General features: G+C 63.4%; 28 protein-coding genes. 22 read left to right on the top strand and 6 right to left on the bottom strand.

Going from position 1 to position 26,040, the window contains the following annotated elements:
• Positions 1-12 precede the first annotated feature (12 nt).
• The 4 genes from QC385_RS23895 to QC385_RS23880 all read right to left on the bottom strand — a co-directional run bounded on the left by QC385_RS23895 (position 13) and on the right by QC385_RS23880 (position 2,344).
• On the bottom strand, positions 13-645 hold the full coding sequence (locus tag QC385_RS23895) for a hypothetical protein (protein ID WP_279543385.1): 633 nt from the start codon (positions 643-645) through the stop codon (positions 13-15).
• A 569-nt stretch (positions 646-1,214) separates the two neighbouring features.
• On the bottom strand, positions 1,215-1,676 hold the full coding sequence (locus QC385_RS23890; RefSeq protein ID WP_443032972.1) for a DNA cytosine methyltransferase: 462 nt from the start codon (positions 1,674-1,676) through the stop codon (positions 1,215-1,217).
• A gap of 246 nt (positions 1,677-1,922) precedes the next feature.
• Positions 1,923-2,117, bottom strand: a complete 195-nt coding sequence (locus QC385_RS23885; RefSeq protein WP_279543383.1) for a hypothetical protein — start codon at positions 2,115-2,117, stop codon at positions 1,923-1,925.
• A 14-nt stretch (positions 2,118-2,131) separates the two neighbouring features.
• Positions 2,132-2,344, bottom strand: a complete 213-nt coding sequence (locus tag QC385_RS23880) for a hypothetical protein (protein ID WP_279543382.1) — start codon at positions 2,342-2,344, stop codon at positions 2,132-2,134.
• 439 nt (positions 2,345-2,783) lie between these two features.
• Between QC385_RS23880 and QC385_RS23875 the strand changes: the two genes are divergently transcribed.
• The 20 genes from QC385_RS23875 to QC385_RS23780 all read left to right on the top strand — a co-directional run bounded on the left by QC385_RS23875 (position 2,784) and on the right by QC385_RS23780 (position 21,607).
• Positions 2,784-3,113 carry an HNH endonuclease signature motif containing protein gene (locus tag QC385_RS23875; RefSeq protein ID WP_336621321.1) on the top strand — a complete coding sequence of 110 codons (330 nt, stop codon included), beginning with the start codon at positions 2,784-2,786 and terminating at the stop codon, positions 3,111-3,113.
• Between the two features lie 292 nt (positions 3,114-3,405).
• Positions 3,406-3,867 (top strand): phage terminase small subunit P27 family, encoded by a 462-nt coding sequence (locus QC385_RS23870; protein ID WP_279543381.1) that lies wholly within the window; start codon positions 3,406-3,408, stop codon positions 3,865-3,867.
• 110 nt (positions 3,868-3,977) lie between these two features.
• A complete protein-coding gene (locus QC385_RS23865; RefSeq protein WP_279543380.1) occupies positions 3,978-4,217 on the top strand; it encodes a hypothetical protein in 240 nt (79 codons plus the stop codon).
• Between the two features lie 2 nt (positions 4,218-4,219).
• Positions 4,220-4,543 carry an HNH endonuclease gene (locus QC385_RS44095; protein ID WP_336621320.1) on the top strand — a complete coding sequence of 108 codons (324 nt, stop codon included), beginning with the start codon at positions 4,220-4,222 and terminating at the stop codon, positions 4,541-4,543.
• Between the two features lie 62 nt (positions 4,544-4,605).
• Positions 4,606-6,354, top strand: coding sequence for a terminase large subunit (locus QC385_RS23855; RefSeq protein ID WP_279543379.1), 1,749 nt, complete (start codon positions 4,606-4,608; stop codon positions 6,352-6,354).
• Positions 6,355-6,550: 196 nt separating this feature from the next.
• The gene (locus tag QC385_RS23850; RefSeq protein WP_279543378.1) at positions 6,551-7,846 is read left to right on the top strand and encodes a phage portal protein; all 1,296 of its coding nucleotides are present in this window, start codon (positions 6,551-6,553) and stop codon (positions 7,844-7,846) included.
• A complete protein-coding gene (locus QC385_RS23845; RefSeq protein WP_279543377.1) occupies positions 7,843-8,511 on the top strand; it encodes an HK97 family phage prohead protease in 669 nt (222 codons plus the stop codon). The genes QC385_RS23850 and QC385_RS23845 overlap by 4 nt, the downstream gene beginning before the upstream one ends.
• 38 nt (positions 8,512-8,549) lie before the next feature.
• The gene (locus tag QC385_RS23840; protein ID WP_279543376.1) at positions 8,550-9,761 is read left to right on the top strand and encodes a phage major capsid protein; all 1,212 of its coding nucleotides are present in this window, start codon (positions 8,550-8,552) and stop codon (positions 9,759-9,761) included.
• Positions 9,762-9,842: 81 nt separating this feature from the next.
• Positions 9,843-10,070, top strand: coding sequence for a hypothetical protein (locus tag QC385_RS23835; RefSeq protein WP_279543375.1), 228 nt, complete (start codon positions 9,843-9,845; stop codon positions 10,068-10,070).
• 3 nt (positions 10,071-10,073) lie between these two features.
• Positions 10,074-10,904 carry a hypothetical protein gene (locus QC385_RS23830; protein WP_279543374.1) on the top strand — a complete coding sequence of 277 codons (831 nt, stop codon included), beginning with the start codon at positions 10,074-10,076 and terminating at the stop codon, positions 10,902-10,904.
• Positions 10,904-11,326: a hypothetical protein gene (locus QC385_RS23825; protein ID WP_279543373.1), complete on the top strand. Its 423-nt coding sequence runs from the start codon at positions 10,904-10,906 to the stop codon at positions 11,324-11,326. Before QC385_RS23830 ends, QC385_RS23825 begins: the two co-directional genes overlap by 1 nt.
• Before the next feature lie 165 nt (positions 11,327-11,491).
• Positions 11,492-12,457 carry a phage tail tube protein gene (locus QC385_RS23820; RefSeq protein WP_279543372.1) on the top strand — a complete coding sequence of 322 codons (966 nt, stop codon included), beginning with the start codon at positions 11,492-11,494 and terminating at the stop codon, positions 12,455-12,457.
• A 45-nt stretch (positions 12,458-12,502) separates the two neighbouring features.
• The gene (locus tag QC385_RS23815; RefSeq protein WP_279543371.1) at positions 12,503-12,964 is read left to right on the top strand and encodes a hypothetical protein; all 462 of its coding nucleotides are present in this window, start codon (positions 12,503-12,505) and stop codon (positions 12,962-12,964) included.
• Positions 12,961-13,293, top strand: coding sequence for a hypothetical protein (locus QC385_RS23810; protein WP_279543370.1), 333 nt, complete (start codon positions 12,961-12,963; stop codon positions 13,291-13,293). Before QC385_RS23815 ends, QC385_RS23810 begins: the two co-directional genes overlap by 4 nt.
• Before the next feature lie 165 nt (positions 13,294-13,458).
• Entirely contained in the window at positions 13,459-16,635 is a 3,177-nt protein-coding gene (locus tag QC385_RS23805) for a phage tail tape measure protein (RefSeq protein WP_279543369.1), read from the top strand.
• A complete protein-coding gene (locus QC385_RS23800) occupies positions 16,635-19,589 on the top strand; it encodes a LamG-like jellyroll fold domain-containing protein (protein WP_279543368.1) in 2,955 nt (984 codons plus the stop codon). Before QC385_RS23805 ends, QC385_RS23800 begins: the two co-directional genes overlap by 1 nt.
• A 65-nt stretch (positions 19,590-19,654) precedes the next feature.
• Positions 19,655-20,167 (top strand): hypothetical protein, encoded by a 513-nt coding sequence (locus QC385_RS23795; protein WP_279543367.1) that lies wholly within the window; start codon positions 19,655-19,657, stop codon positions 20,165-20,167.
• Positions 20,167-20,487, top strand: a complete 321-nt coding sequence (locus tag QC385_RS23790; RefSeq protein ID WP_279543366.1) for a hypothetical protein — start codon at positions 20,167-20,169, stop codon at positions 20,485-20,487. The genes QC385_RS23795 and QC385_RS23790 overlap by 1 nt, the downstream gene beginning before the upstream one ends.
• 13 nt (positions 20,488-20,500) lie before the next feature.
• Positions 20,501-21,370 (top strand): peptidoglycan recognition protein family protein, encoded by an 870-nt coding sequence (locus tag QC385_RS23785; protein WP_279543365.1) that lies wholly within the window; start codon positions 20,501-20,503, stop codon positions 21,368-21,370.
• A gap of 9 nt (positions 21,371-21,379) precedes the next feature.
• Entirely contained in the window at positions 21,380-21,607 is a 228-nt protein-coding gene (locus QC385_RS23780; protein WP_279543364.1) for a hypothetical protein, read from the top strand.
• Between the two features lie 45 nt (positions 21,608-21,652).
• Here QC385_RS23780 and QC385_RS23775 read toward each other — a convergent pair whose 3' ends face one another.
• A complete protein-coding gene (locus QC385_RS23775; RefSeq protein WP_279543363.1) occupies positions 21,653-22,981 on the bottom strand; it encodes a tetratricopeptide repeat protein in 1,329 nt (442 codons plus the stop codon).
• 1,051 nt (positions 22,982-24,032) lie between these two features.
• Between QC385_RS23775 and QC385_RS44290 the strand changes: the two genes are divergently transcribed.
• Positions 24,033-24,500, top strand: a complete 468-nt coding sequence (locus QC385_RS44290; RefSeq protein ID WP_443032971.1) for an NUDIX domain-containing protein — start codon at positions 24,033-24,035, stop codon at positions 24,498-24,500.
• The gene (hemC, locus tag QC385_RS23765; protein WP_279543361.1) at positions 24,497-25,465 is read left to right on the top strand and encodes a hydroxymethylbilane synthase; all 969 of its coding nucleotides are present in this window, start codon (positions 24,497-24,499) and stop codon (positions 25,463-25,465) included. The genes QC385_RS44290 and hemC overlap by 4 nt, the downstream gene beginning before the upstream one ends.
• A gap of 65 nt (positions 25,466-25,530) precedes the next feature.
• Here the strand turns inward: hemC and QC385_RS23760 are convergent, their stop codons facing one another.
• The gene (locus tag QC385_RS23760; RefSeq protein ID WP_279543360.1) at positions 25,531-25,953 is read right to left on the bottom strand and encodes a hypothetical protein; all 423 of its coding nucleotides are present in this window, start codon (positions 25,951-25,953) and stop codon (positions 25,531-25,533) included.
• Positions 25,954-26,040 lie beyond the last annotated feature (87 nt).

Below are 26,040 nucleotides of genomic sequence, written 5' to 3'. Positions count from 1 at the left end.
GACACTTCTCGCTCACCACAACCCCCCGTCGAACTGCTCGACGTTCTCTCTGTGAACGTCCCGATCGATCGGCATGATCGCCCCTCGGAACGTCGGACCGATCTTCACTAGGACCGGTTCTTTCGCATCGAACACGCACAGATCCATGGCGCGTTCGTAGGTCTCGTTCGCCTTCCCCTTGACCTTCGCGACCTTGACCTTCGAGAAGTACGACAGAAGGGCAGGGTCGAACGCGATCAGCTCGGGGAGTGCCGGCGTTCGCCGCTCCATCCGCTCAAGCAAGCTGTCGACCATGCCCCAAAGGGCCGTATCGGCGTTGGCGGCCTGGTCGTGCGCAACGGTCGGCGTGTCGTTGTTGGCAGGCTTGAAGATCAGCCCGTCCGCAGCCTTGATCTCGACTCGCCCATACCCCTTCTTGTCCTTCCGGCCCCCGCTGTCGAGATCCGAGAGCGCAGCCCGGTCGACATGCAGCGTCACGCCCTCGGGCGGTCCGTCGTAGGTGTCGAGCGGGCACTGATCCTGCCCGATGGCGTATCCGTCCGTCCCCGTAGCGCAGAACCCTTCGGGGCCGAGCTGTATCCGGGCCGTCTTGACGTTCGATCGCGCGGGGGAGAAGGCGAGAGCGTTGAAACAGACTCTCGCCATGTCGTCGCTAAGCAGCGTCGCAGACGCTCTCAACTTCCCTCCGTTCCAACTGTCCTAGTAGGTGGGCGAAGGCCGAGAAAGCCTGCTGAGGCACTACGCCGTCCCCGATCGCCTTCAACTGCGCCGCACGGTCAAGGCCGGGAACCTTCGTGATCCATCCGCAGGTGACTCCCATCAACCACTCGCCAAAGCGCGGGGCGAGCCGAAGACCGCCACGGGGGCCGTACTCGACCGGCACGGGCGCCGGTTGCGCGGTGAGCACTTCCCAACGGCGCACGGCAGGGGCGAAGTCGCCCCACCATTCCGAGGGCGAGAAGTCGCCCCCGTAGTCGGCCCCCGGCTCGACGTTCAGCAAGAAGCACACTTCGTCTTCGAGGGTCGGGCCGTGACCGCCCTGCTTCCTCTTCGTGGGGTGCTGCGGGGCCCCGTTCCGTGACAGGTTGGCGGTAGGGGTTTTCAGCAGCCTCTCGCTCTTGTCTCGCGGCCACAGTCGAGCCATGGCCGTGACCAAGTCGTCGCCCCCCGCTCCCGGTCGAGCCGCTTTCGCGTAGTCGGGCCCGCGCTTCCCGTCAGCAGCCGTGGGGGTCGGCAGGAGCGGCAACGAGAAACCACCTATCGCGGTGGTGGGGGGCACCAGCGGCGGAAGCTCGGTAGCACGTCCACACCGCGTCATACCCGCACGCGGCCAAGTCCCCGAGTACGCGGTCAATCCCTCGGCTTCGGATCGCGGAGACGTTCTCCAAGAAGACAAGCTTCGGTCGAAGTACGCGAACGGCTTCGGCGACGTTCGCCCAGATACCCGAGCGCGAACCTTCAATGCCTACTCTCTTTCCGGCGTTGCTGATGTCCTGGCACGGGAAACCAGCCGTGATGATGTCTACGCTCTGGTCGAGCAGCGTCGACCAGTCGAGCCGGGTGATATCCCCGAGGTTGGGCACCCCGGGGAATCGCCGTTCGAGGATCTTCGCCTTCATCGGGTCGTTGTCAGCGACCCACGCAACTTGTCCCCCAGTGAGGGCGGCTACGGCCATTCCCAACCCGCCGTAACCGGCGCACAGCTCCAATATCCGAGGGGCCGAGCCGAAAGCGAGCTTCCTAGTCACTCACAATCCATCTCGGCAGGCTCTTCGCTCCCGAAGAGATCGGTCATGATCCGCTCGTATTCCTCGCGGTCGAGAGACCCGAGGTCGACCACTTCGAAGCAGCCCCCGTTAGGGGCGCCCCCGCAGCAGCAGGGGCCGCTTTCGTCGACTCGATAGCAAGACATCTCGCCCCTCTCAGGCCCCTTCATCGTTCTTGCCGTAGTTCACGGCGTAGTCATAGGCCGTATACGCGTTGCGGATCCGGTAGGCGGCTTTGGACAGCTCTCGCTTCCCTCGGAGCTGAGCCTTTTCGAGCTGCCAGACAGCAGCCGCGTAATGCGGGTGGCTCTTGAAGGGAGCGATCATTTCGAGAGCCTTCGCGAGGTTCACTAAGGCGCCTTCTCTCAGACGCTCTTCCGGGAAGCCGTGGCGACCTTCGCCATGGCGGAAGCCGTCTGCTTCGCCTTCTTGTCCTCGGCCGGCGAAGTGGTCGAGTAGCGCAGAGTCGCGCCGTTCACGGTCAGGCCGATACCGGCCTTGAAGGAGGGAAGCCGGTCTTCCGGGCTTCGCTCGACGTAGGCGTTCGTGGAGTGCACCGCTCGCGGTCCAAGGAACATCGAGACCCCATTTCGAATAACAGCTTCGATCCGTTTAAACGGCCCCCAGGGGAGGGGGCCGAGTGTGCCGGTCGGGCTCGGAGTGACCCCTTCGGCGACGCTTCGAAACTTAGCTTCGCTGCCATGGCGGAAGCAAGAAGCCGCAGCTCGGAGGGCACGGCGTTACGCCGTGGCTCCCGTTACACGTCTAGTGGGGGTAAGGGGGTCGGGCTGAGTGAGCGGAGCGAGCGAAGACCGGGGGGATCGGGGGCCAGCAACAGCTACAGACTTCGGCCTAGGCCGAAGAGCTAACAGCGACCGAGCGACAGCGAGAGAGCTGTAGATAGATAGAACGGCAGCGCTCCCGCGCTGCCTCTATTACAGGTCTTCTCTCTATGAACGCAGCGCTCCCGCGCTGCTCTATCTCAGAGGGGCACCCCTCCGAAAAGGGGTGCACCCCATGCCGTACTCAATGTGCAATCGCTGTAGAAAGCTGAGACCCCTCGGCACTGCTTGCCCCTGCCGGGCAAGCGCACCGCGTAAGCACAAGAGCAAGAACACTCGGGTCAAAGGTAAGTACGATGCACAGTGGAGAAAGGTGAGAGCGCAAGCCATTGCGCTGCATCCCTTCTGCCTCAACTGCGGCAGTACCGAAGACCTAACCGGCGACCACATCCGCCCTCTCGATCAGGGCGGAACGAACACGCTCGATAACGTGCAAGTGCTATGCCGCTCATGCAACAGCAGTCGAGAGCAAGCCATAAGGAAGCTCCGCAGAACACCCCAGTAGAGACACTCGGCCTTCACGGGCCGAGCGGTTACAGCAAGCCATAAACCGGTGGCGCCCCTCGGCGCCCGAAACAGCTTGCGTCCCCTCCCCCGGCATGACAGCAGATCAATCACTAAGACTCCGCTGCCTGATCCTGCCGGGAACCTTGAGGGGGAAGGGGGATCCGGAACTCTGAGCGCTTTCTAGGGCACCCACATGTCTTTCCGGTTTTGCGAACGCGCGGGGGTTAGCCGGAACTGGTGGGAGCGTGCTACAGCCGAGGCCCGAACGACCGAAGGGAGGAGAAGCCCCTATGCCTGGTCCGCCTAGGACACCTACACAGCTCGACAAGCTTCGAGGGAACCCTTCGAAGAAGAAGCTGAACGAAGCCGAGCCAGTGCCGGCCACGGGGGCTCTCGCCCCGCCGGGCGACTTCGAGGGGGAAGCACTCGCTGAGTGGAACCGCGTTGTTCCCGAGCTGCTTCGGCTCGGTCTCGCCACGGTCGTTGACCGGGCTTACCTCATTGCCTACTGCTCAGCGTGGGCGAGCTTCGAGGAAGCTCGGCTTGCGATGGCCGAGCGCGGCCCCCTGGTCGAGGGGCGCGACGGGAACCTAGTTAAGAATCCCGCTGCTCAGATCATGCGCGACAGCGCAGACATGATGATCAAGTTCGGCTCTCGCTTCGGCTTGTCGCCGAGCGACCGTACGCGGCTCTCTGTGGCTCCGAAGGAGCCGGAAGGGCCCGATGCTCAGGTTCTCTCCCTGCTGAGCTGAGAGCCGCCATTCTGCCCCGTCTCGGGGCCGCAGGGGTTGAGCACCGGAAGGCGTTGGGTGGCGCCAACTGCCGCGCTCCCCCTGCCCACTTCGTCAACAGGAGATACCCCATGCCTTCGTACCCCGATCCGACCATCACGGTTCGCGCCGAGGTGGTCGATGAGTACGCGATCGAGTTCCGCATCACTGGTGACCTCGGCCGGCGAACGCCCGGCATCGACGATGCGCTTCGCGCGCTGCGCGACGCTTGCTCGACCGCCGTTGCCGAGCACACGGGACGGCCCGGGGACGTTGTCTCTTCGGCCGTTTCGGACACGCTGACGGTCAGTCGCGAGACCGTGACCCTGTAGCCGTGGCCGAGGCGAAGAAGCGCCGTAGGCGCAAGAGGTCGCCGGGTTGGCTGTCGCGTCGCGAGTACGCCTTGAAGCTCCGTTGTGAGCGTTGGGGCGTGCCGTACACGAAGGTGAGCCGAGCGGCCGTGTTCCGGCGCGACGGGTACGTGTGTCAGCTCTGCTCTGAGCCTGTCGACCGTGCCCTTCGCTACCCGAATCCGCGGAGTGCCTCCCTCGATCATGTAGTGCCGCTGTCGCACGGCCCCGGCACGCCGGGGCATGTGCTGTCGAATTGCCAGACTGCGCACTTCGGCTGCAATGCCTCGAAGGGAAATCGCGTGTAGCGACTTCCGCCCTATTACACGTCTTCTCTCTGTGAAAGCACAGAGAGGAGAAGGGGGCGGGAGTGAGCGAGCTTATCCTTTCCCCCTTCGGGCCGATCGATCCGCGAGAAGGCTTCTTCTACTACGACGAGAAGAAGGCGACTCACGCGGTCAACTTCATTGAGAAGCTGATTGTGCACACGAAGGGGCGCCATGCTGGCGCTCCCTTCCTGCTCGACGAGTGGCAGAAGCAGGAAATCGTTCTCCCGCTCTTCGGGACGATGATGTGGGATGACCAGTACGAGGAATACGTTCGCCAGTACCGGATTGCGTGGCTTGAGATGGCTCGCAAGAACGGGAAGAGCGAGCTGCTTTCCGCGTTCGCGCTGCTGGGTCTTGTTGGGGACTTCGAGGAATCCGCCGAAGTTTACTCGGTCGCGGTTGACCGAGATCAGGCCGGTCTCGTCTACAACACAGCGAAGCGCATGGTCGAGCTGTCGCCGATCCTTTCGAATCGGCTTGAGATCATCGACTCGAAGAAGCGCATCATCGACCGGAAGACGAACAGCTTCTATCAGGTGCTTCCTGGGGACGCTGCTGGAGCGCTCGGCACTAACCCGAGCATGGTTCTCTTCGACGAGGTTCTGACGCAGAGAGACCGGCATCTCTGGGACAGCATGCGTCAGGGTTTCGGTACTCGACGTCAGCCGATCATGATTGCGGCGACTACGGCCGCGTACCGCACTGCGGCATTCGCTCTCGAAGAGCATGAGCACTCGCTTCGTGTCCGTGAGGATCAGAACTTGGATCCCGCGCGCTTCGTCTTCGCGCGGAACGTGCCGGATGATTGGGATTGGACGGACGAAGGCGAGCCCCCTTCGGCGGAGCATCCTCGGGGGACCGGCTGGTATCTCGCGAACCCTGCTCTCGGCAGCTTCCTCAACATCAACAACCTTCGGGCCGAGGCGGACGAAGCGAAGGAGAAGCCCACAGCACAGAACGCCTTCCGAGTGTTCCGGCTGAACCAGTGGGTGTCACAGGCCAACCGGTGGTTGGACATGCACCTTTGGGACGAGAACGGGGCCGTCAAGGTCGACCGGTCGAAGCTCAAGGGGCGCCCCTGCTTCGCGGGTATCGACCTTGCCGCGACCGGCGACTTCAACGCGTGGGTGCTGCTCTTCCCCGGAAGCCCGGACGATCCCGAGGCGGACGGCTGGACGGTTCTCCCGCACTTCTTCGTGCCTCGGCCGGCTGTCGACCGGCGCTCGAAGATGAAAACCAGCTTCGAGGTTTGGGAGCGTGGCGAAGTTCTGACGGTCACAGAGGGACCGACTACGGACTTCAAGGCCATCTTCCGGCACATCGCGCGGGATGCCGAAGAGTTCCAAATTCGGTATCTCGGCTACGACCCGTGGAACGCAACGCAGCTCATCAATGAGCTTGAGGAGCACGGCCTTACTGCGGTCAAGGTTCCGCAGAGCGCGGCTCGCCTGAACGACCCGTGTAAGGCGATTGAAAGTGCTCTCGCTGCTCGTGAGCTTCGGCATGGCGGGCATCCCGTGCTTCGTTGGATGGCTGACAACGTCGAGCTTGACGTGACGAACGAGGGTTTGGTGAAGCCGAGTAAGGCGAAGTCGGGCGAGAAGATCGACGGCATCGCAGCTTTGGCTAACGCCTTCTTCCTTACCGCTCTACCCGAAGAGGAAGAAGCACACGTCACGTTCATCAACTTCAACGAGACGTATTCGGATACGGAGCTTGAGGCTCTACTCACCCCTGCCACTCGGCAGGCTGAACGGGAAGCGTACTTCTTCCCGGATGACGACGACTAGGGGACGTAATGAAGTGGCTTGCTACGGCAAGCCGCTCACTCCTGTCTGCCGTTTCCCATCACACGCCGACCGCCTTTCAGGCGGGCAGCTTGGGCTTTGTCGCGCTCGCTGCTTACGACGTCGCGCGCCCCCTCGGGCATCTCGCGGTCGCTCTCGGCCTCGGGCTGATTGGTTACGCGGCGGACGGGGGTAAGCGGTGAGCCTGTTTACACGCATCCGTGAGCGTCGTTCGCTCGGGCTCACGTCGCCGCGTAGTGCTTGGGAAGATGAGTTCTCGGGTCTCACTCGGCGAACCTTCTCGGGCAAGCGCGTGAGCCGCGACAGCTCGCTACAGATGATCTCGGTCTATGCGTGCCAATCGCTGATCGCGGACGGTATCGCGTCGCTTCCCGTCGACCACTTCTCGAAGGTGACCGGCAAGAAGACCATGCTCGACGGCGCGAAGTCGCCGCGCTGGATCCGACAGCCGAACCCCTTCCAGACGTCTTACGCCTTCTGGCACCGCGTGATCGTGTCGCTTCTCAGCGACGGTAACGCGTTCCTCGCGATCATCCGCAATGACGCGGGAGTGATTCAGGCTCTCTACTGCCTGCACCCCCAAGACGTGCAGATCGAAGAGGGCCCGGCAGGCGACGACATGTACCGCGTGACCGGCGTTCCCGAGCTGCTCGGCCGAGGGTCCATCCTTCACATTCCGGCGTTCACGGTCCCCGGTTGCAGTCGTGGCCTTTCGCCACTCGACATGGCGCGTGAGGCAATCGGACTCGGCATGACCGCCGAAGAGTTCGGCGCGCGGTTCTTCTCGCAGGGAACCACCATGGCCGGTGTCATCGAGCACCCCGGTACGCCTCGGCCGGACGAAGCGAAGCTTCTCCGCTCGATGTTCAAGAAGACTCACGCTGGCATCAACAACTCACACACCGTTGGTGTGTTGACCGGCGGGGCGAGCTTCAAGCCCATATCGATCACACCCGAGCAAGCTCAGTTCTTGGAGACGCGACGTTTCCAGAAGACCGAGATTGCCCTTCTCTACCGCGTGCCGGCCTATCTAGTCGACAGCAGCGTGACGAGTACGTGGGGGAGCGGCATTGAGGAACAGAACCGCTTCTTCGTGGATCAAACCTTGATGCCGTGGATCGTGCGCATCGAGCAGGCAGTGTCTACGTTCCTTCTGCCGGGACAGCAGTTCATCAAGTTCAACCTTGACGCGCGTCTTCGGTCGAAGACAAAGGATCGTTACGAGAGCTACAGAACGGCTCTGACGAACGGCTTCATGACGGCCGATGAGATCCGCGCGCTTGAGGACATGGAGCCGCTTCCGAAGAAGAACGGAACGCACTTCTACATGCCGCTCAACCTCGCCATTGTCGGCGAGGAGAAGCCCCCTGCCCCTGCCCCGGAAGCTCCGGCGGTGCCGGATGAGCAACCGAAAGAAGCAGCCGAAGAAACACCGCCGGAAGGCGACCAGGGCGAGCAGGAGACAACCGAATGACCAGCATGGAACGACGTACGGTCTCGACGGAGTTCGAGGTTCGTAGCGAAGGCCAGAAGTTCACCTTCTACGGCTACGCGCTCCGATGGGGGCGTAAGTCGCAGAACCTCGGGGGCTTTCGCGAGCAGGTCGCCGAGAAGGCGACGACAGAGACGATCACGCAGGATGACATTCGCGCTCTGTTCAATCACGACTCGAACCTGATTCTCGGTCGAAACGTGAGCGGAACCCTGCGGCTGTCGGAAGACAGCGAAGGTCTCCACTACGAAGCCGACATGCCCGACACCACTTATGCGCGTGACCTGGCCGTGTCTATGGAGCGCGGCGACGTCACACAGTCGAGCTTCGGCTTCCGCACTATCGACGATGCATGGGGCATCGACGAAGACGACTTTCCCCTTCGAACGCTTCGGAAGATCAGTCTCTTCGATGTCTCCCCCGTTACGTACCCGGCTTACACAGACTCGACTTCCGGGGTAAACGAGCGGGCCCTTCGTTCTCTCGCGAGTGATCGCGGGCTTTCTGTGGCGCGGCTGGATTCGCCCGAGGCGATCCGGGCCGCTATTCGCGGAGAGGTTGAGATTCCGGCGCTAGACGAAGCGCGGAGCTTCCTCCCCGTGTATGAGCTTCCGACCGATCCGGTCGCGGCTCTCGCGGCTCTCTGATTCGCCGCAACGAATCCTCAACTCTCTTAAGGAACATCATGGATTACCGTGCTGCGGCTAAGGCCGCTCTGGAGAAGCGGGCTCGCCTGGTCGCCGAGCTGCGTTCAGTGAACGACGACACGGCCCTGTCGGACGCCGAGAAGCGGGAGCGCATCGAGCGGCTTGACGCCGACATCAACGGCCTTGAGGTCGAGGCTCGCGAGGCTGTCGAGCGTGGTGAGCGTGAGGCGGAGGTTCGTTCCCTCACCTCCCGCGCTGAGGGTCTGTTCACCCCCAACGGTGACCGCCAGGAGCAGCGCGAAGCGGAGAGCCTCGATGCGCAGTTCCGCGCGGTTGCCCGAGGCGAAGCCCGCGGCTTTGACATTGTCACGGACGGCTCGGAGCTGCGTATCGCCACGACCGGCAACGCCGCGAACGCGGGCACGACCGTTCAGAGCACCTTCGTGCGTGAGGTCATGCAGTCGCTTCGCGAGTCGTCGCCGTTCCTTCAGACGGGCGTGCGGATCATCACGACTGCTTCCGGCGAAAAGATGGAGTGGCCCGTCAAGAACGGTCGGCTCATCGCGTCGAAGGTCGCCGAGGGCGGTACCTACCCGAAGAGCGACATGAGCTTCTCCCTGTGGGACATCGACTCTCACAAGGTCGGAGTCATGGCGGAAGCCACTCAGGAGATGCTCGACGACAGCGCGCTTCCGCTCGCTTCCCTGATCGCCCAGGACATGGGCGAGGCTATCGCCGACGAGACCGCCGAGGCATTCCTCAAGGGGACCGGCACCGACGAGGCGAACGGCCTGCTTCCGGCGATCACCCTGAACGCGGGCACGCTGTCTCTCGCGTCGACCGGCACGAACGCGACTGACAAGCTCGTCGAGCTTGAGCACGCGATCATCTCGAAGTACCGCCGGAACGCGTACTTCTACACCAGCGATGCGGGCGTGCTCTTCCTGCGGAAGCTCAAGGATGGAGACGGCCGTTACCTGTGGCAGCCGGCCACCACCCTCGGGGCGCCTGACACCTTCCACGGGAAGGCAGTCATGACCGACCCGAACATGTCGTGGGCTTCCGGTCAGGTGGGTGTCGTCTTCGGCGACTTCTCCAAGTACCTCGTGCGCTTCATCCGCACCGTCCAGATCACGCGTTCCGACGAGTACGGCTTTGACCGTGACGTTGTCGCGTGGAAGGCACGCCTTCGCTACGACGGCGGCGTGACTGATGGTGCGGCGTTCGCGAAGCTCACGCTCGGCGCGTAACAGCAGCGCTGAAACTGTCATTCGAAACGGCCCCCGCTTCGGCGGGGGCCGTTCTCGTTCCCCCAACTAAGGAGTCTGACCATGCGAGTTCGCATGATCCGCAGCTTCCCCGGCATGTGCGACGCGAAGCCGCTTCCGCGCATCGGTGGAGAGATCGAACTGACCGAGGAGAGCGCGGCCGGCCTCATCCGCATCAAGGTCGCCGAGCCGGTCGACGTCGAGCACCAGGACCAGGACGAGAAGCCCGCCGAGTCTGCCCCGACGCAGAAGCGGGGCCCCGGTCGCCCGAGGAAGAGCGAGAGCGAGTAAGCCGTGCGCTTTCTGAACGGCAGGGTTGTTCGGCTTGAGTACACGTTCCTGGACGATGAGACCCCGCTTGACGTCCCTGCCGTTTCGGTGACCGTACGGGACAGCGCGGGGCAGAGCGTTTACACGGGCCCGGCTTCGCGGACTGGTGACGTGTGGGGCGTGACCCTGCCCCCTCTGCCGCTCGGCCCGTATGCGGTCGAGTGGAAGGGCGGCGACGTCGCGACCGACCGAAGCTCTTTCGAAGTGGTCGGGGCCTTCCTCTTCACCGTGCCCGAGGCGCGAGCCTCGGACGTCGACCTAGCGGACTCTCAGCGCTTCCCCGCTGCTGACGTCCGGCACTACCGCGAAGTCGTTGAAGACGAGTTCGAGACGATCACGGGGCGATCGTTCGTTCCGCGCGTCCGGCGCGTGACCGTGACCGGCGACGGCTCTTCGACGATTTTTACAGGTCTTCTAGATGTGATCGGGCTGGTCGACGTGACCGGCCCGAGCGGCTCGCTCGATGCTTCCGGCTGGACGATCACGGATGCCGGATTCCTTAAAGCGCCGTTCGATCTGACGGAAGGCGCCCGGTACTCCCTCGCGGTCGAGTACGGGCTTCCGGCTGGTCTTGAGGACGTGAAGCGCGCGGGCTTGATCCGACTTCGCTCACTGCTCACTGCTGAGAACTCAGGTATTCCTGACCGGGCCGTTTCCTTCGTTGCTGCCGAGGGCGGGAACTTCACGCTCGCCACTGCGGGGCGGAACGGATACGAGACCGGCATTCCCGAAGTCGACGCGACGCTTACGCGGTACCGGTACCGGATCCTTAACGACGTCCTCGGGGTGGCCTAGTGGCGACGAACGCATTCGCGGTGAAGACCGCCCTTCGCGACCTAGCTAAGGCTCGGCCCGAGCTTTCGGGCTATCAGGTCACCTACGGCTTCCCAGTCCGAAGCCCGGAGCGACGTTGGGTCTTCATCGGCGAGGTGCTTTGGGAAGACAGCCAATGGGCGACGAACCGCAACCGGGAAGAGGTCTTCTCGATTGCTGTTGTCATCAATTGTCAGATCTCGGGGGCAACTTCCGAGGACGTCGAGCGCGAGCTTCAACGGATGGCCGAGGGGATCGAGAACGGCCTTAAGGCGAACCCTTCTCTCGGTATTGACAGCGTTGTGACAACTGACTTCGTCCCGAAGAAGCTTGTCAGCTTCCCTTCTGACCAGACGTACGAGGGGCAGCTTGAATGCCTGCTTCGCGTGAAAGCGAGACTGTGACTTGAAGACCGTTATCTATGAGGGGCCTTACTCGGCGGTTGAGGTTCCTTCCCTTGGGCTTACCGCCGTACGGGGCGAGCCTGTCGAGGTTGAGGCCGAGGCCGCCGACTCTCTCATTCGCCAGGGATGGCGAGAGGTTAAGGCAATGAAGGGGCAGGCTAAGTAATGGCTACGGTTCACGATCAGTATTTCGGCGTTGCCGATGAGGTGACGTACGGGACGGCCGTTGCCCCGTCGAAGTTCTTCGAGTTCCAGTCGGAAGGCGTCGAAGGCAAGTACGAGCGGGTTAACTCGGAAGCGATTCGGGCGGGCACGAAGGTGCTCCGTGCCGACCGCTTCGCCACAAGCGCGAAGGGCGCCGAGGGCGACGTGAAGCTTGAAGTCGTCAGCGGCGGCTTCGACTTCTGGCTTAAGCACATGCTCGGCGCGGTCACTGCGGGCACCCCTACCAACGGCCTCACCACCTACACGGCGACCGTGGGCCCGCTGGACGGTAAGAGCTTCTGTGCTCAGGTGGGGCGCGTCGATAACACGGGCGCGCTGACCCCCTTCACGTACGAGGGAGGGAAGGTCAAGGAGTGGGAGCTTTCCAACGCGGTCGATGAGCTTGTGACGCTGTCGCTCGGGCTTGACTTCGGCAAGGAGACCATCGGCGGGGGTGCGGGTGCCTACGCTGCCGCGACCCCTACCTACGTCGCGAACACGAAGTTGCTCGCCTTCAACGGCGGCTCGGTCAAGGTGGCCGGCGCAGACTTCCCGGTCTCCGACTTCTCCCTTAAGGCTGACAACGGCCTGAACGTTGAGCGGTACTTCATCCGCGCGGGGGCGAAGGGCGAGCAGAAGGAAGAGGGGCTTCGGTCCTTCGAGTGGTCGCTTAAGGGGGAGTTCGCGGGAACCGCTCACCTCAACCGTGTTGCGGCTGCTGTCGCCTCGGGTGCGCTCGCGTCCCTTGAGGCGTCCTGGTCGGGCCCGGATGGTTCCCTTCTCAAGGTCGAGATGCCCTTTGGCCGCTTTGACGAAGGGCCGGTCTCGGCTGGTGGCTTCGAGTTGATCGAGCAGGAGCTTTCCGGCGTCGCGCTCACGGACGGCGCTGCTTCGGCCGTAACGATCACTTACACGGCCATCTCTTAAGCGGTCCGAAACTACTATTCGGAACGATTCGAAGCGAGTTGAGCGATGCCCCAAGACGGTTACCTAACGAATGTCGAGGGGCTCGCTCAGTTCACTCGCGCTCTCCGCCGGATCGGCGGGGGCGAGCTGACGAACGAAATGAAGCGGCTGAACTTCGAGATCGCCGACAAGCTCACGGATGCGACGAAGGCGACCGCTGCCGCAGGTAACCGGCAGCAGAAGTCAGCCGCTCAATCCATTCGAGCCACAAAGACCGCGAACTATGCGGCTATTCGGCTCGGCAGCAAGCGAAAGCCTTACGCGCTCGGCGCCGAGTTCGGCGCGAAGAAGCGGACCCATAAGGGCAACGTCATTGCCGGTTTTGGTCCGTGGCGCGGAAACCAGTGGGGCGGCTGGGAAGGCGGCCCCGGTTACTTCCTTCACCCAACGATTCGCAGCGAGGGCCCTGCCCTGCTTCGCGACTACTACGACGAAATCGAGCGCATCGCTCGGGAGGCATTCCAATGACTGACGCTATCTCTCTGCGTATCGACCCCGACAACCTGACGATCGGTGACCTTGAGGATTTCGAAGAGGTCGTAGGCCAGCCGATCTATCAGGCGCTCTCTCCGCGCCCGGTCGTCGTTGATGGCAAGCGGGTGCTCGACGAGAAGGGGCGCCCCGAGCTTGAGACGCAGGTTTCGACGAAGGCTCTCAAGGCTCTCATTTGGATTTCTCAGCGTGCGGTCAATCCTGACTTCACTCTCGCGGATGCCCGCAACGTGAAGGTTGGCGAGCTTCAGATTGTCGCCTCGGAGGGGGACCCGCAGGGAAACGGCGAAGGGCAGAACGGCTAAGGGAGCGAGCAGCCTTCTGCCACTTTTACCGCATGTCCCCTGCCGAAGTTCGGCGCCTTTCTAGCGCCGAATACGGGGCCTTCTGCAAGTACATGAACGAGTATCACGCGGCCAAGGGGGGCCCCGGTAATGGCTGGTGATTCAAGAACGCTCCGCGTTGTCGTCGTGGGCAACGCGCGCTCGGCCGAGCAGTCCCTTGACCGGCTCGGGGATTCCGCGGATCAGGCTCGGCGCGACGTCGACCAGCTCGGCGACGCGCTGAACGATGCGGGCGATAACACGTCGTCGCTCGGCGACGGGGCAGGGGAGGCCGGCGGACGGCTCGGCGCGATGGGCGGGGTGCTCCCCGGCCTCAAGGCTGGACTCCTCGGGCTCGGCGCTGCTGTCGTCGCTGCTCTCCCCATGGCCGCCCTGGTCGGCTTTCAAAAGGGGCTCGACCGGATCGGGGAGAAGGCGAAGCTCGCGGCGCAGCTCGGCGTGGACGGCCCCGAGGCCGAGCGCGCGGGGAAGCTCGCGGGCGACCTGTACGCGGCCGGCTGGGGCGAGTCGTTCGCGGACGCGGGCGAAGCCGTCAAGCGGGTCACGCAAGACATTCAAGTCGACCTGAACAGCGCGGACTTCAAGCCGATCGCTTCGAAGGTTATGGCGCTCAGCGACACCTTCGACCTTGAGCTTGGGGGCACGACTCGGGCCGTTTCTCAGATGATGCGGACGGGTCTCGCGAAAAACGCGAATGAGGCTCTCGACGTCATCGCGGCGGGCATGACTAACGGTGTCGATAAGTCAGAAGACTTTTTGGACACTTTGAATGAGTACGGCACTCAATTCAGAAAGCTCGGGCTTGATGGTGCTACCGCTACGGGTCTCCTTTCGCAGGGCCTCAAGGCGGGTGCGCGAGACGCTGACATTGTCGCCGACGCATTCAAAGAGTTCTCGCTTCGAGCAATCGACGGCTCGAAGGCTTCGGCCGATGGATACAAGCTGCTCGGCCTTGAGGCTGACAAGCTCACTGCGCAGATAGCGAAGGGTGGGCCCGAGGCTTCGAAGGGTCTGCAAACCGTCCTTGACCGGCTTCGCGCTATCGAGGATCCGGTCAAGCGAAATGCTGCGGGTGTCGCCCTCTTCGGCACACAGTTCGAGGATTTGGGCGACGCGATTTATGCACTCGACCCGAAGACGGCCGTGAAGGGGCTCGGCGAAGTCAAGGGCGCTGCTCAGCAGATGGCTGACACGATGAGCAACAACGCATCGCACAAGGTGGAGGCGTTTAAACGGCGCATCGGGCAAGGCTTCACGGAAGGCTTCGCCTCGGTCATCACTGGTGCACAGGGCCTCGGCAGAAACGTTTCCTCAGCTCTCTCGCAAGCGGGCTCTTCCCTTGGTCCGGCGCTCGCCCCGATCCGGCAGGGAATCTCCGGCCTGGTCAGCTTCGCGAAGCCGCTGCTCGCGGACTTCTCGGGTTTCTTCCGTGGCACGATCGTGCCACTCTTCCGGGAACTCTGGACGCAGGCTCAGCCGGTCCTCGTGCAGCTAGGGACGGTCATAGGCACGACCCTCGGAATCGTCAAGACGATCATCTCAGGGTTCGTTACTGGAGTGAAATTCCTCTGGGGGATTTTCGGCGGCTTCATCCTTTCGACCATAAAAAACATCTTCTCCGGAGTGATGCAGGTCGTTCGCGGCGGGCTCCAAGTCATACAGGGAATCTTCCAGATTTTCAGCGGGGTCTTCACAGGAAATTGGTCGAAAGCCTGGCAGGGCGTCAAGAACGTCTTCGGCGGCGTCTGGAAGATGATCGTAGGCGCATTCAAGGTCTACATCTACGGCTCGATAGTCGGCATCCTGCGCGGTGGAGTTGCTCGCCTTCTGGCTCTCTGGAAGGGCGGACTCAATGCGGTCAAGTCGTTCTTCTCGGGGATTTGGAACGGGATCCGTTCCTTCTTCACCGGCAAGATTCGACAGCTGACTGTCGCCGCGTCGAATGGCGCGGCCGGCATCAAGAAGTTCTTCGTTACGCACTTCGGGTCTCTCGTGTCCGGGGTGCGCGACAAGGTCACTTCCCTCTACACCACAGTCAAGGCGATCCCCGGCAAGGTGAAGGGATTCTTCACGTCCCTGCCCGGCACCTTGAAGGAGATCGGCCGGAACATCATTCAGGGTCTCGTCAACGGCATCAAGGGATCCCTCGGTGCGGTCATGAGCGCAGCTCAAGGCATCATCGACAAGATCCCCGGACCGATCAAGAAGGCCCTCGGAATTCACTCGCCTTCCCGCGTCATGGCGGATATCGGCAAGTGGATTACGGCCGGTCTCGTTAAGGGCATGCTCGGCGGATCGAAGAAGGTGGAGGCCACTTCGAAGAAGCTGCATGCGCTTGTGACGAAGGCTTTCAAGGCCGGGAAGATCTCGAAGGGAAAGAACAAGGAGCTTCACAGCTACATCTCGGCTCAAAACAAGAAGCTGCTCCAGGTCGCCAAGTCTCGCGAGAAGATCCAGAAGATGATCAGTTCCGCGAATGCGAAGCTCGCTGACCTCAAGAAGGCGAAGTCAGAGATGGCTTCGACAGTGACCGGCAAAGCGCGGGATTACGCGTCTTTCATGGGTGCGTACGACTCTTCGGAGTACGGCGACAACTCGGCGAGTGCGATCCTGGCTCGGCTCAAGGGGAAGCTGTCCGGAATCCTCAACTTCCGGAAGAACTTGCAGGCTCTCGCGAAGCGAGGCTTCGGCCGAGGGATCATCAATCAGATTGCGCAGGCTGGCCCCGAAGAGGGCGGGCAGATGGCCAAGGCGCTGTTGAACGCGAATGAGAGCGAGATCAAGCAGTTCAACTCGACGTACAACGCGATCAATAGCGAGGCGGGCAAGCTCGGTAGCTTCGCATCGTCGAACTATTACGACTCGGGGATTCACGCGGTCAACGGTCTCATCAAGGGGCTCAAGAGTCGGGAGAAGGCTCTTACTCGGCAAATTGAGATCATGTCCAAGAAGATGGTCAAGACCCTCAAGAAGAAGCTCGGGATCAAGTCCCCTTCGAGGGTCTTCCGGACTCAGGGCCGCTTCACTGGTGACGGCTTCGCCCTCGGTATCCAAGACCGGGCGAAGAACGTTCAGGCAGCAGTCGACGAACTCGCGTCTACTCGTCCGAATATCGGGACGGTCGCGGGGCCGGCGGTGCATGCTGCTTCGCGTTCGAGTGCCGCGAGAAACCTGATTCGGGACGTGATCGTGAAGGTTGAAGGCAACGTCACTGCCGAGCGTGATCTAGCGAAGGTCATTGCGACGACGGTTCGCGATGAGCTTGTGCGTAACGGCAAGCGGAATGGTGGGAGGATTTTCTAATGGCTGACGGTCCGCCGATTACGGTAGAGGTTGCCTTTGATGGCGGACCGAACGCCGACGTGTATACGTGGACGGATGTCACTCCGTGGGTTACCGGCTTCGGAATCAAGCGCGGTCGCAACAGCGAGCTTGACCGCATCGAAGCCGGAACCCTGTCCCTCTCGCTCGACAACTCAGATGGACGCTTCACACCGACGCGTAATGCGCGCGTCGAGCTGCTGTCGGCGAACGTCACATCGGGCACTGACAAGCTCGGAAACACGTCGGGTTTCTTGGGAGGGACGAACATAACCATCCGGTCGAGCACGTCTACGGCTCGCACTGGTGCCCGCTCCCTCGAAGTGCTCGGCGCGAGCGTTGTTGGCGGTACGGCCATGGCGTATACGGACCGGATACCGGTGAAGCCGGGAAACAAGTACTCGGGGGGCTTCTGGGTTCGTAAGGCCGCGCTGCCCGAGTACAACACGGTTTCCATGCGTGCTGTGCTGCGTTGGCGCGACGCGTCAGGGGCGTTCATCTCCGACACGTCGGGAGTCGTCTTCGACGGCACCACTACGTGGTGGTCTTACTGCGAAGCTACCGGCGTCGCTCCGCCGAACGCGGCGAGCTGCACGCTCATCATGGGCAGTGCGGCCCCGCAGCCGGCGCAGTGGGACTACTACGCGGATGACTGGTCGCTTGCCGAGGTTTCCCCCTACTACCCGAACGTCTTGCCTCGGCGCCGCGTGAGGGTGCGCACGGCGAACCTGCTGCCGAAGGACACGGCGACCGGCGGCGACATCTCGCGAAGCTCCAGCATGTTCAGCGTCGACCACACGCCTGGAGGCTCCAAGACCTTTACCTCTCTGACCCGGAAGAGCGGGGTCGGTTCGGTCCGGGTGAACTGCGGCAGCAACGGCACCGCAGACTTCGCTTCCTCCGTGTTCTGCGGCTTCGGCAAGACGGTAGACGAGGGCCCGTGGTGGTGGTCGAAGAAGAAGGTTGTACCTAACGGGCTTGCGAAGGTCGTGGGCGGGGGCGTTTACACGGCCTCTGCTCAGGTGCGGCTCGGCAGTTCCTCGGCCCCTCTCGGGGTGAAGGCGCGCATCCGTTGGTACGCGGCTGACGGGACGTTCCTCAGCACCAGCTCGGCATCGGCGAAGGTCGCGCTCACGGCCGGCGCTTGGGCGCCGGTCTCGGTCACGGCTACTGCCCCTTCTGCTGCTGCTTGGGCAGGCATCGAGGTTGGCTCTTCGGGCGGCGACAACGGGGCGTACTTCTTCGTCGATGAGCTTCAACTTGAAGCGGGATCCGCGGTGACCCCTTGGACGCCCGGGGGCTCGATCTTCTCGGGCTACGTCGAGAAGTGGCCCGTCAAGGTTGGCTCGCTGTCGAGCACGGTCGAGCTTCCGGCGACAGATGGCTTCCTGGTGCTCGGCGAGACCGAGCTTCGCTCTCCGTATCAGCAGGCCGTTCTTGCGAGTCAGCCCGTTGGCTACTGGACGCTCGGCGACGCGGTCGACTCGACCCGCGTTGAGAACTTGGCGGACGACACGAAGCCGGGGTCTGTGCGGGCCTCGAAGTACGGCGGGGGAACACCGCTCTTCGGCGCCGAATCGATCGTGACGCGCGACAGCGAAACGACGTGCTACAGCCTCGCGAACGTCGCGAGCGACAAGGGATCCGTCATCGACCTGAACTACCTCGGTCGACGTCAGTACCCGCTCGGGACTGAACTCACGGTGAGCTTCTGGGCTTTGGCAACCCGCCCTGCTGTCGACAACATCGTGTCACTGTTCACGGCTTGGGACGATGCGGCGCGACAACTGATCTCGTTCCGTCTCACTCCAGACGGCTACGTGCAGGTAGAGACCGGCTTCGCTGACGGTAGCTCGACGTATCTCGACACGTTGGAAGTTGGCACGCGGTTGTCGACTTCGAAGGGGTCGTTCATCGTGGCGACGGTTTCGGGCGGGGTCACCACGCTGTATGTGAACGGGAAGATCGCTGGAGTCAGCAGCAACTTCGGTCCCCTGCCTACGACTACGGATCTTCGCGACATGCGTTGGTCTTCCGTCGCGGGGCGACAGGCAGGCAGCATCTACAAGGAGTATGCGAACGGCCGCTTCGGGCACGTCGCCCTATGGGACCGGGCCCTAGCCTCTGCCGAGATTACCGACCTTTGGGGGCTCGCCGACAACGGCGGTTCCCAGTACACGGAACGTGAGGATGCGCGGGTCACTCGCATCGCTCGGTTCGCCGAGTTCTCCGGGGAGGTAGCGACCGACTCGGGCTTGAGCAGGCTACTCACTCCCTCTTGGAGCCAGGGGGCTACCGCGCTCGAAGAGATCCAGCTTGCCGCCGGGGACGGCTCGGGGTACGCGTTCATGGACGGTGACGGAAGGCTGACGCTGCACAACCGGGCTCGCCGACAGTCGGCGCCCGTGCGTTACGTCCTCTCGGACACTGCGGGAACGCCGTTCGAGCCTGGCCTTGAGTTCGACATGGACGGCGACCAGGTCGTGAACGAGGTTGCCTACAAGCGGCCGAACGGCGTTGATTCGACCGTGCGCGATAACACGTCTATAAGTACGTACGGGCGAAAGTCGCGGTCGCTTGAACTGCGCGTGACCACCGATGAGGCCGTTCTTGATGCCGCCTATTCGATGTTGACGTTCTATTCGAATCCGATCGTCAGATGCGATCAGGTCGTTCTTCGCCCAACGGCCACACCTGCTCTCTTCCCGATCGCGCTCGGTATCGAGATCGGCGACCGAATCACACTGGCCGATCTTCCGGACGCGGCCCCGGCATCCTCGTTTGACTTCTACGTCGAAGCCATCGACATTCAGGTAGACGCGAACGGCACCGCACCCGTATGGGTCGTGACGCTCTCGCTCTCGCCTGCTTCGGCTACGGACGTCTTTGTCTTGGAGGAGTCGACACTAGACAGCAGCGTCGGTCTCGCCTACTAGCAACGCACGGCATTGAGGGGCCCCTTCGGGGGCCCCTTTTGCTGTCCGACTTCAAGGATTTCTCTATGGCTACAGTGCCTTCGCTCGACACATGGAACGCGGGCGAGAAGCCGACTGCGGCGAAGATGAACAAGAACATCAGGGATGCGGGGAACTTCTTCCTCAACACGCCCTTTGCTTGGGGCTACCGCACTGCTGCGCTGACGCTTGCTGATGGTGCATGGACTGACGTTGCGCTTGATACTGAGAAGGTCGATACCGATTCGATGTTCTCGACTTCGGCCGGCTTCGTCGTCGCCACTCCGGGGTGGTACGCGCTTCGTGGTGGTGTGCGCTTCGTGGCGAACGCCTCGGGCTATCGCGGGTGCCGCATACGGCAGAACGGCGCAGACGTTGACGTGGTCTATAACGGTGCTGCGAGCGGTATGAGTGCCACGGTCCGCGCCGAGGCAGAGGTGTATTGCAGCGCGGGCGAAACGCTCACTCTCGGCGTTTACACGTCCGGCTCGGGCTCGCTCGCCCTGTCCGTCGCTCAGCCGTATTACACCTACCTGCGCGCCCGATGGATGGCCGCGTAATGGATCTCCTGAGCTACGCAGGTTGGATCTTTGGCGCTCTCGCTGGCATCGGCGCTCTCGCTGCTGCTGTCGTCAAGGTGAAGTCGAACGTCGACAACGCCACGGCGGAGATCTGGAAGGGCGAAGCCGAGGCTCAGAAGGCGAGAGCCGATCGGCTCGAAGTCGAGCTTGGCGAGCTGTCTGCTCGCGTTACACGTCTTGAGCAAGAGAGAGAGCTTCTGCTGTCGATGGCCACGGGTCAGGCAGCGATTACCGAACTGCGCTCGGCCATGACCGCGCAATTCGAAGAGGTCAAGAGCCTTCTTACGTCCACCCCTTGAGAGGTTTCCCGCAATGAAGACTGTTCTTGCTCGCTGGTTTGGTGCCGGTCGCTCGGTTCCGATTCGCGTCATCGTCATTCACGACATGGAGGCCCCCGAGGGGCCGAACACTGCCGAGAACGTCGCGGCCTACTTCAGTCGCCTTCCGGCTTCCAACAAGGCTTCGGCTCACGTATGCGTCGACAACAACTCGGCCGTTCGGTGCGTCGCGGACGGGGACCGGGCTTGGCACGCTCCGGGCGCCAACTCGGATGGCCTCGGCCTGGAGCTTGCTGGGTACGCGCGGCAGTCGCGCGCCGAGTGGCTCGACGACTACTCGAAGGGCGTCATCGAGCAGGCTGCACAGGTCACTGCGGATTGGTGCAAGAAGCACAACATCCCCGCGCGGAAGCTCAGCGTCGCCGAGCTGCGCGCCGGTAAGCGCGGCATCGTCGGGCACGTTGACGTGTCGAAGGCGTACGGGCAGACGAACCACTATGACCCCGGTCCGAATTTCCCTTGGAGCTACTTCATTTCGCGCGTGAACGCGAAGCTCAAGAAGACCACGCTGCCGGCGCCGAGCACGCCGCCGAAGGTCACGAAGCCCGCGAAGAGCGTTTCTCTCGCGCACATCGTGCGCGGTGCGCAGCGCGACCCCGGCCTTCCGCAGGGCGTAGCGACCTACAAGGCCGAGGGCCTGACGGTCGAGGCGGCGCTTCACGCCGAGGGCCTGCTTCCCGCTCGGTACGTAGATGGCTCGCTCGGCACCCGCTTCCGGACGGCTTACACCGAGTGGCAGGTGAAGTGCGGTTACCCGCGCCACTCGAAGGCCGCTGACGGCATCCCCGGTCCCGACTCGCTCAAGAAGCTCGCGAAGAAGCGCGGCTTCAAGGTCACGAAGTAAGGAGTCCCCTTGCAGTTCCTCAAGAAGCATCCTGCGCGCGTCTACGCGCTTGTCACTGCCGTGCTCGGCCTTCTGGTCGCCTACGGCGTGGACGTGCCCGAGACGCCGATTCTCGGCGTCGTGACGGCCGCTCTCGCTCTGATCTCTGGTGAGGTTGTGCAGCGAGCCGAGAACGCGAAGACCGCCGAGGCGTTCGCGACCCCGGTTGCGACTCACGACCAGCTCGACGGCGAGTGACAGCACGAAGCCCCCGACCCGAAAGGGTCGGGGGTCTTTCGTCGTTTAAACGGGCTGCGTGGGCTTGATCGTGCGGGCTCGCTCGTGCAGCTCGGCAACCTTCGGATGCTTGCGGTAGGGCCGGATCAGGGCGTGCATGTTCTTGATGCGCTGGTCTGCTCGGCCCGACTGAACGCGGGGGTAGTCGTCAAGTGCGGCATGCCATGTCTTCACGGCCTCTTCGAGGTGCCCCACGGCAAGTTGCCGCTCGGCGAGCAGGGCGCGCATGCGCACGCGGGCACGCTGATACACGGAGTATCGGAGCTTGTCGCTCTCTTGGAGTGCTTCGACGGATCCGGCAACGTCGCCGAGTTCGTACCGCACTTGAGCGATGTGGTAGTGGAGGGCCGCCGGGTCGTAAGACCCGAAGGCCGAGGAACGCGACTCGGCCCTATCCATTGCCGCTTCGGCTTCCCGGATGTAGCGCAGCGCTGCTGTGCGGCTTCCCTCCTGTGCGGCTGCATGCGCCTGTTGCCCCCGCAGGAAGGCGAGCATCCTCGGCCCCGCCTTCGGCGCAGCAGCAGCCGCAGCCTCGGCGAGTTCCACAGCCTTCGGGCCGTGCCCGAGGTCGACGGCTTGCACGCTCATGCCGCGAAGGGTCGTGCAGTAGGTCAGGTGGTCTTCGGCTTCTCCCGCGAGTTCGAGAGCCTTGACGTAGAACTGCTGCGCAAGACCGTTCAACCCTTCGTCGACAGCCATGTATCCAGTCAGGTACGAGAGATCAGCGGCAGCCGAGAGCATCGCTGCTCGCACTTCGGGGGTTGCGTCCGCTTCGAGGTGCTCGCCCACGGTGGTCACCAGGAAGCTCGCGGCCATGGGGCGCGCGATGCGTCCGCCGAACTCGTCGTCAAGGGCACTGATCCGCTCGGTCATCGCGTTGACTACGTCGACTTCATGCATGCCGATCTTGCCCGTCTCGCCTGTCGCGACCGCCGAGACGCGTCCGACCACGTCTTCCCAATCGGGGATCGTCAGTGCGACCGAGAAGAGGCCGAGGGACAGCACCCCCCGGCGCTCCATCGTCAGCCTGCCGAGGTCAATCAGAGACTCGAAGGTGCCTCGGGCCTGGTCCTGGTCGACGGGCGCGGGAAAGCCCGCGTCAGCGTGAGTGATCGGCCGGCCGAGCTTCCGAGAGAAGGCTTCGAGGATCAAGGGCCGCAGCGCTTCACGCGGCGCGTGTCCGCTGAGCCACTTGTTGACGTTGTCCTTCGTCGCTCGATGCTCGCTACCTGCTTCAAGAGCGGCCCGGTTGACTGCTATGGCGGCTTGACCGAGCGTCCAACCTGCTTCGGCATGAAGGCGCCGCAGGTTCTCATTCCGCTCTCGTGCGGTCATGGGCACTCCCCGAATTCCACGCTTTCCACTCTCGCTGACTCCCCAACGGTACCGCCGCGGGCGACTGCTTGGTTGCGTAGAGCGACAACGTCAGCGAGAGGCCAGGGCATGTCTGCGAACCAAGTTGCTGGAGTGACCCCCCTCGAACCGGTCGCGGTCGAGGGGTGCGGAGCGTGCGCGATTCAGGCGGAGTCTCGGGAGGTGGCCCGCGAAGCGGGGGTTCCGGAAGCCGTGGCGTACGCCAATGCGGAGATCAGAAACCACCCGCACCGCGCACCGGTTGTCACGCGTCAGTTCCCGGCCCTCGGGGCGGCGGGATGAGCACTCGGCCCAGCTACGTCACGGCGCGGGGTGACACGCCCCGCGACAGTTGGCTGTATGAGGCGAAGCCGAAGAAGGGTTGCCCTCGGTGCGAGGAAGAAGCCGGGAAGCTCGACCTGGCCATAAGAGCCGGCGACGCGTCCGCGCGCTTCGAGGCGGCCCGCAACATTCGGAACTGTAAGCATGCGGCATGACCGCGCCGGCCATGCCTCGCGCGGGGCGTCGCGGCTTCGATCAGGGCAAGCCGTCGCTGCTGGAGTGGCTGATAGAGGTGTCAACGATCTGCGGCTTCTGCTACGGGCACCGCGAAGTCTGGTGCCCGCACTGCGGCGGCCTGGACGGCTGCTTCACATGCAATCAGCGGACGAAAGTCCGCTGTCCCCAGTGCGCGGGGGGACTGTGGGGACTGTTTCTGTGAGCGGGTTTAAACGGTCCCTGCAACGCCCGTTGCGCGCTGTCGCGCGCTATGGCTGGACCGGCTTCGTGGTGTTCGTGTGGGCGCTCTGCGCCTGGGTGATCACCCTTGTCGTCACTGGCCACCGTTGACCCCCGCCCTACCGGGCGAGTCCATTCCGTGTTCCCCCACGGCTAAGAGACCTCGGTAGGGCGGGTTCGCGCCCGGTCGTCCCTCCCCCCTTTCCTCCGGGGGCGACCGGGCATCAAGCCCCTGCGGAAGAGCCCGGTTCGAGTCCGGGCGGGGGCACTGCCCACTTCAACGGAAGAGGTTGCGATGCAGAGGGCGCCGGGGCACCCCGTGACTGCCACCGTGTTGATCACTGACCAGCATGACCGCCTACTCATCGTGCACCCCGCACGCGGGGGGAAGGCGTGGCATCTCCCGGGGGGCCTGGTCGAAGAGCAGGAGTCCCCTCTTGACGCCGCGCGTCGCGAGACGCGCGAGGAAATCGGCCTTGACCTTGACATTCGGGACTTCGACTTCTTCGCAGCGGAATGGATAGAAGCCAGTCGGCCCGGACGGCGGAACCGTCTCGCCTTCGTGTTCGCTGGCCCTGTCCTCACCGAGGAAGACACCAGCCGTATCACTCTCCAGAGTGAAGAGCTCGACAGCTGGCGTTGGGCTACCCGCGAGGAAGCCCGGTCTCTCCTCCACCCTGCGATCGTCGCCCGAATCGTGGGCCCGCTCCAGACACCTATGGGAGCGGTCTACCGTGAGACACGACGAGAAGGGACACCATGACCGACTTCCCCGCCCGCAAGCTGCGTATCGGCACCCGCAGCTCGCCCATGGCTCTTGCTCAGGTTGAGCAAGTATCCGACCTGCTCCGCAAGGTCGAGCCTGACCTTGACATCGAGGTTGTGCCGGTCACCACCGAAGCGGACAAGTGGCAAGGGGACCTTGCGCAGCTCGGGGGTAAGGGGCTGTACGTCAAGGAAATCGACACGATGTTGCAGCGCGGGCAGGTTGACTGTGCTGTCCACTGCATCAAGGACGTGCCGGGCGACGTACCTATGCCGCGCGGGCTGATCTTCGCCGCGTACCTCCAGCGGGATGACGTCCGTGACGTCCTGCTCTTCCCGGAGGGATCCGACCGCCAGACGCTCGACGACCTTCCGGCCGGCGCGACCGTGGCGACATCGGCCGTGCGCCGCAAAGCGCAGGTCAACCGCGTTCGCCCCGACCTGAACGTCGTACGCGTTCGAGGGGCCGTTGGCACCCGAGTGGAGAAGCTCGACGGTAAGCGCAAGATCGACACGCAGCTTGACGCGATGATCCTTGCGCGTGCCGGTCTCGAACGCCTCGGCATCTCGGAGCGCGGCCGACAGGTGTTCAGCGTGGGGGAGATCCTTCCGGCGGTCGGCGCCGGGGCCCTCGGTCTCGAATGCCGCAAGGATGATGACGCGGTTGCCTACCTCCTCCAGCAGCTCAACCATGAAAGGACCATGACCGAGATCACGGCCGAGCGCGTGATGCTGCACGGCTTGCGCGGGCACTGCAACTCGCCGATTGCCGGGCACTGCATCACGGAGCCTGACGGACAGCTCTCGCTCAGGGGCATGGTGTTCTCGCGCGACGGCTCCAAGTTCGTGCACGCACAGATGTGGGGCGAGTCGCTGAACGATCCGGCCGTGCTCGGCTCGCGCGTGTGCGCCGAGCTGCTTCGCCAGGGGGCGCGAGACATCATCGAAGGCATCCCGCACTGACGGGCCCCCCGGCCGTGTAAACGCAACGAAGGCCCCCGCGGAAGCGGGGGCCTTCTGCTGTCGAGCTACTTACAGAAGGAAGTCTTGACGGCTTCGGCGATCTGCTTGCCCTGCTCGGCCGTCAGCATTCCCGCGTCACCACCTTCGAAGCGTGCCTTCGCGTTCGCGGCCACGGTGGCGGCATCCTTGCCCTGCTGCTGATCGAGGCACACGTTACGGGCCCTGCTGACTGCCTTCTCTTCGTCCGCCCCGAGGGCGGGCTTCACGGCGCTGAGAGCGCGGATGAGCGCTGCTGTCTGCGCAGCATCGGGCGAAGGGATCCCTGCGGGCTTTGAGGCAGTCTCCTTCGGCGCTGCTGCGCTCTTGCTGGCTGTCGCGGAAGCCTTCGGCTTCGCCTCGGCCTGGTCGCCGCTGTCGCTGTCCGAGCTGCACGCGGTGAGCGCTGAGAGCCCGAGCAGGGCAACGGCAGTGATGGTGATTCGTCGCATGGTTCCCCCCATGACTTGATCGGAGGGTGGATAGTACACCGATGTTTCGAAGCGTGTTTAAACGCAGTAAGGCCCCCGCCGAAGCGG

Origin of the sequence: Streptomyces sp. DH10, assembly GCF_029813805.1 — a bacterium.
GTDB lineage: Bacteria > Actinomycetota > Actinomycetes > Streptomycetales > Streptomycetaceae > Streptomyces > Streptomyces coeruleofuscus.
This window is presented reverse-complemented; position numbering and strand designations above follow the sequence as displayed.

What these genes read in the sequence shown, in the direction of transcription:
- QC385_RS23890 (WP_443032972.1), bottom strand. Translation starts at nt 1,676, where the DNA reads ATGGCCGTAGCCGCCCTCACTGGGGGACAAGTTGCGTGGGTCGCTGAC.
- QC385_RS23895 (WP_279543385.1), bottom strand. Translation starts at nt 645, where the DNA reads ATGGCGAGAGTCTGTTTCAACGCTCTCGCCTTCTCCCCCGCGCGATCG.
- hemC (WP_279543361.1), top strand. Translation starts at nt 24,497, where the DNA reads ATGACCGACTTCCCCGCCCGCAAGCTGCGTATCGGCACCCGCAGCTCG.
- QC385_RS23775 (WP_279543363.1), bottom strand. Translation starts at nt 22,981, where the DNA reads ATGACCGCACGAGAGCGGAATGAGAACCTGCGGCGCCTTCATGCCGAA.
- QC385_RS23875 (WP_336621321.1), top strand. Translation starts at nt 2,784, where the DNA reads ATGCCGTACTCAATGTGCAATCGCTGTAGAAAGCTGAGACCCCTCGGC.
- QC385_RS23845 (WP_279543377.1), top strand. Translation starts at nt 7,843, where the DNA reads ATGACCAGCATGGAACGACGTACGGTCTCGACGGAGTTCGAGGTTCGT.
- QC385_RS23790 (WP_279543366.1), top strand. Translation starts at nt 20,167, where the DNA reads ATGGATCTCCTGAGCTACGCAGGTTGGATCTTTGGCGCTCTCGCTGGC.
- QC385_RS23810 (WP_279543370.1), top strand. Translation starts at nt 12,961, where the DNA reads ATGACTGACGCTATCTCTCTGCGTATCGACCCCGACAACCTGACGATC.
- QC385_RS23870 (WP_279543381.1), top strand. Translation starts at nt 3,406, where the DNA reads ATGCCTGGTCCGCCTAGGACACCTACACAGCTCGACAAGCTTCGAGGG.
- QC385_RS23785 (WP_279543365.1), top strand. Translation starts at nt 20,501, where the DNA reads ATGAAGACTGTTCTTGCTCGCTGGTTTGGTGCCGGTCGCTCGGTTCCG.
- QC385_RS23815 (WP_279543371.1), top strand. Translation starts at nt 12,503, where the DNA reads ATGCCCCAAGACGGTTACCTAACGAATGTCGAGGGGCTCGCTCAGTTC.
- QC385_RS23800 (WP_279543368.1), top strand. Translation starts at nt 16,635, where the DNA reads ATGGCTGACGGTCCGCCGATTACGGTAGAGGTTGCCTTTGATGGCGGA.
- QC385_RS23820 (WP_279543372.1), top strand. Translation starts at nt 11,492, where the DNA reads ATGGCTACGGTTCACGATCAGTATTTCGGCGTTGCCGATGAGGTGACG.
- QC385_RS44290 (WP_443032971.1), top strand. Translation starts at nt 24,033, where the DNA reads ATGCAGAGGGCGCCGGGGCACCCCGTGACTGCCACCGTGTTGATCACT.
- QC385_RS23795 (WP_279543367.1), top strand. Translation starts at nt 19,655, where the DNA reads ATGGCTACAGTGCCTTCGCTCGACACATGGAACGCGGGCGAGAAGCCG.
- QC385_RS23880 (WP_279543382.1), bottom strand. Translation starts at nt 2,344, where the DNA reads ATGTTCCTTGGACCGCGAGCGGTGCACTCCACGAACGCCTACGTCGAG.
- QC385_RS23760 (WP_279543360.1), bottom strand. Translation starts at nt 25,953, where the DNA reads ATGCGACGAATCACCATCACTGCCGTTGCCCTGCTCGGGCTCTCAGCG.
- QC385_RS23835 (WP_279543375.1), top strand. Translation starts at nt 9,843, where the DNA reads ATGCGAGTTCGCATGATCCGCAGCTTCCCCGGCATGTGCGACGCGAAG.
- QC385_RS23865 (WP_279543380.1), top strand. Translation starts at nt 3,978, where the DNA reads ATGCCTTCGTACCCCGATCCGACCATCACGGTTCGCGCCGAGGTGGTC.
- QC385_RS23840 (WP_279543376.1), top strand. Translation starts at nt 8,550, where the DNA reads ATGGATTACCGTGCTGCGGCTAAGGCCGCTCTGGAGAAGCGGGCTCGC.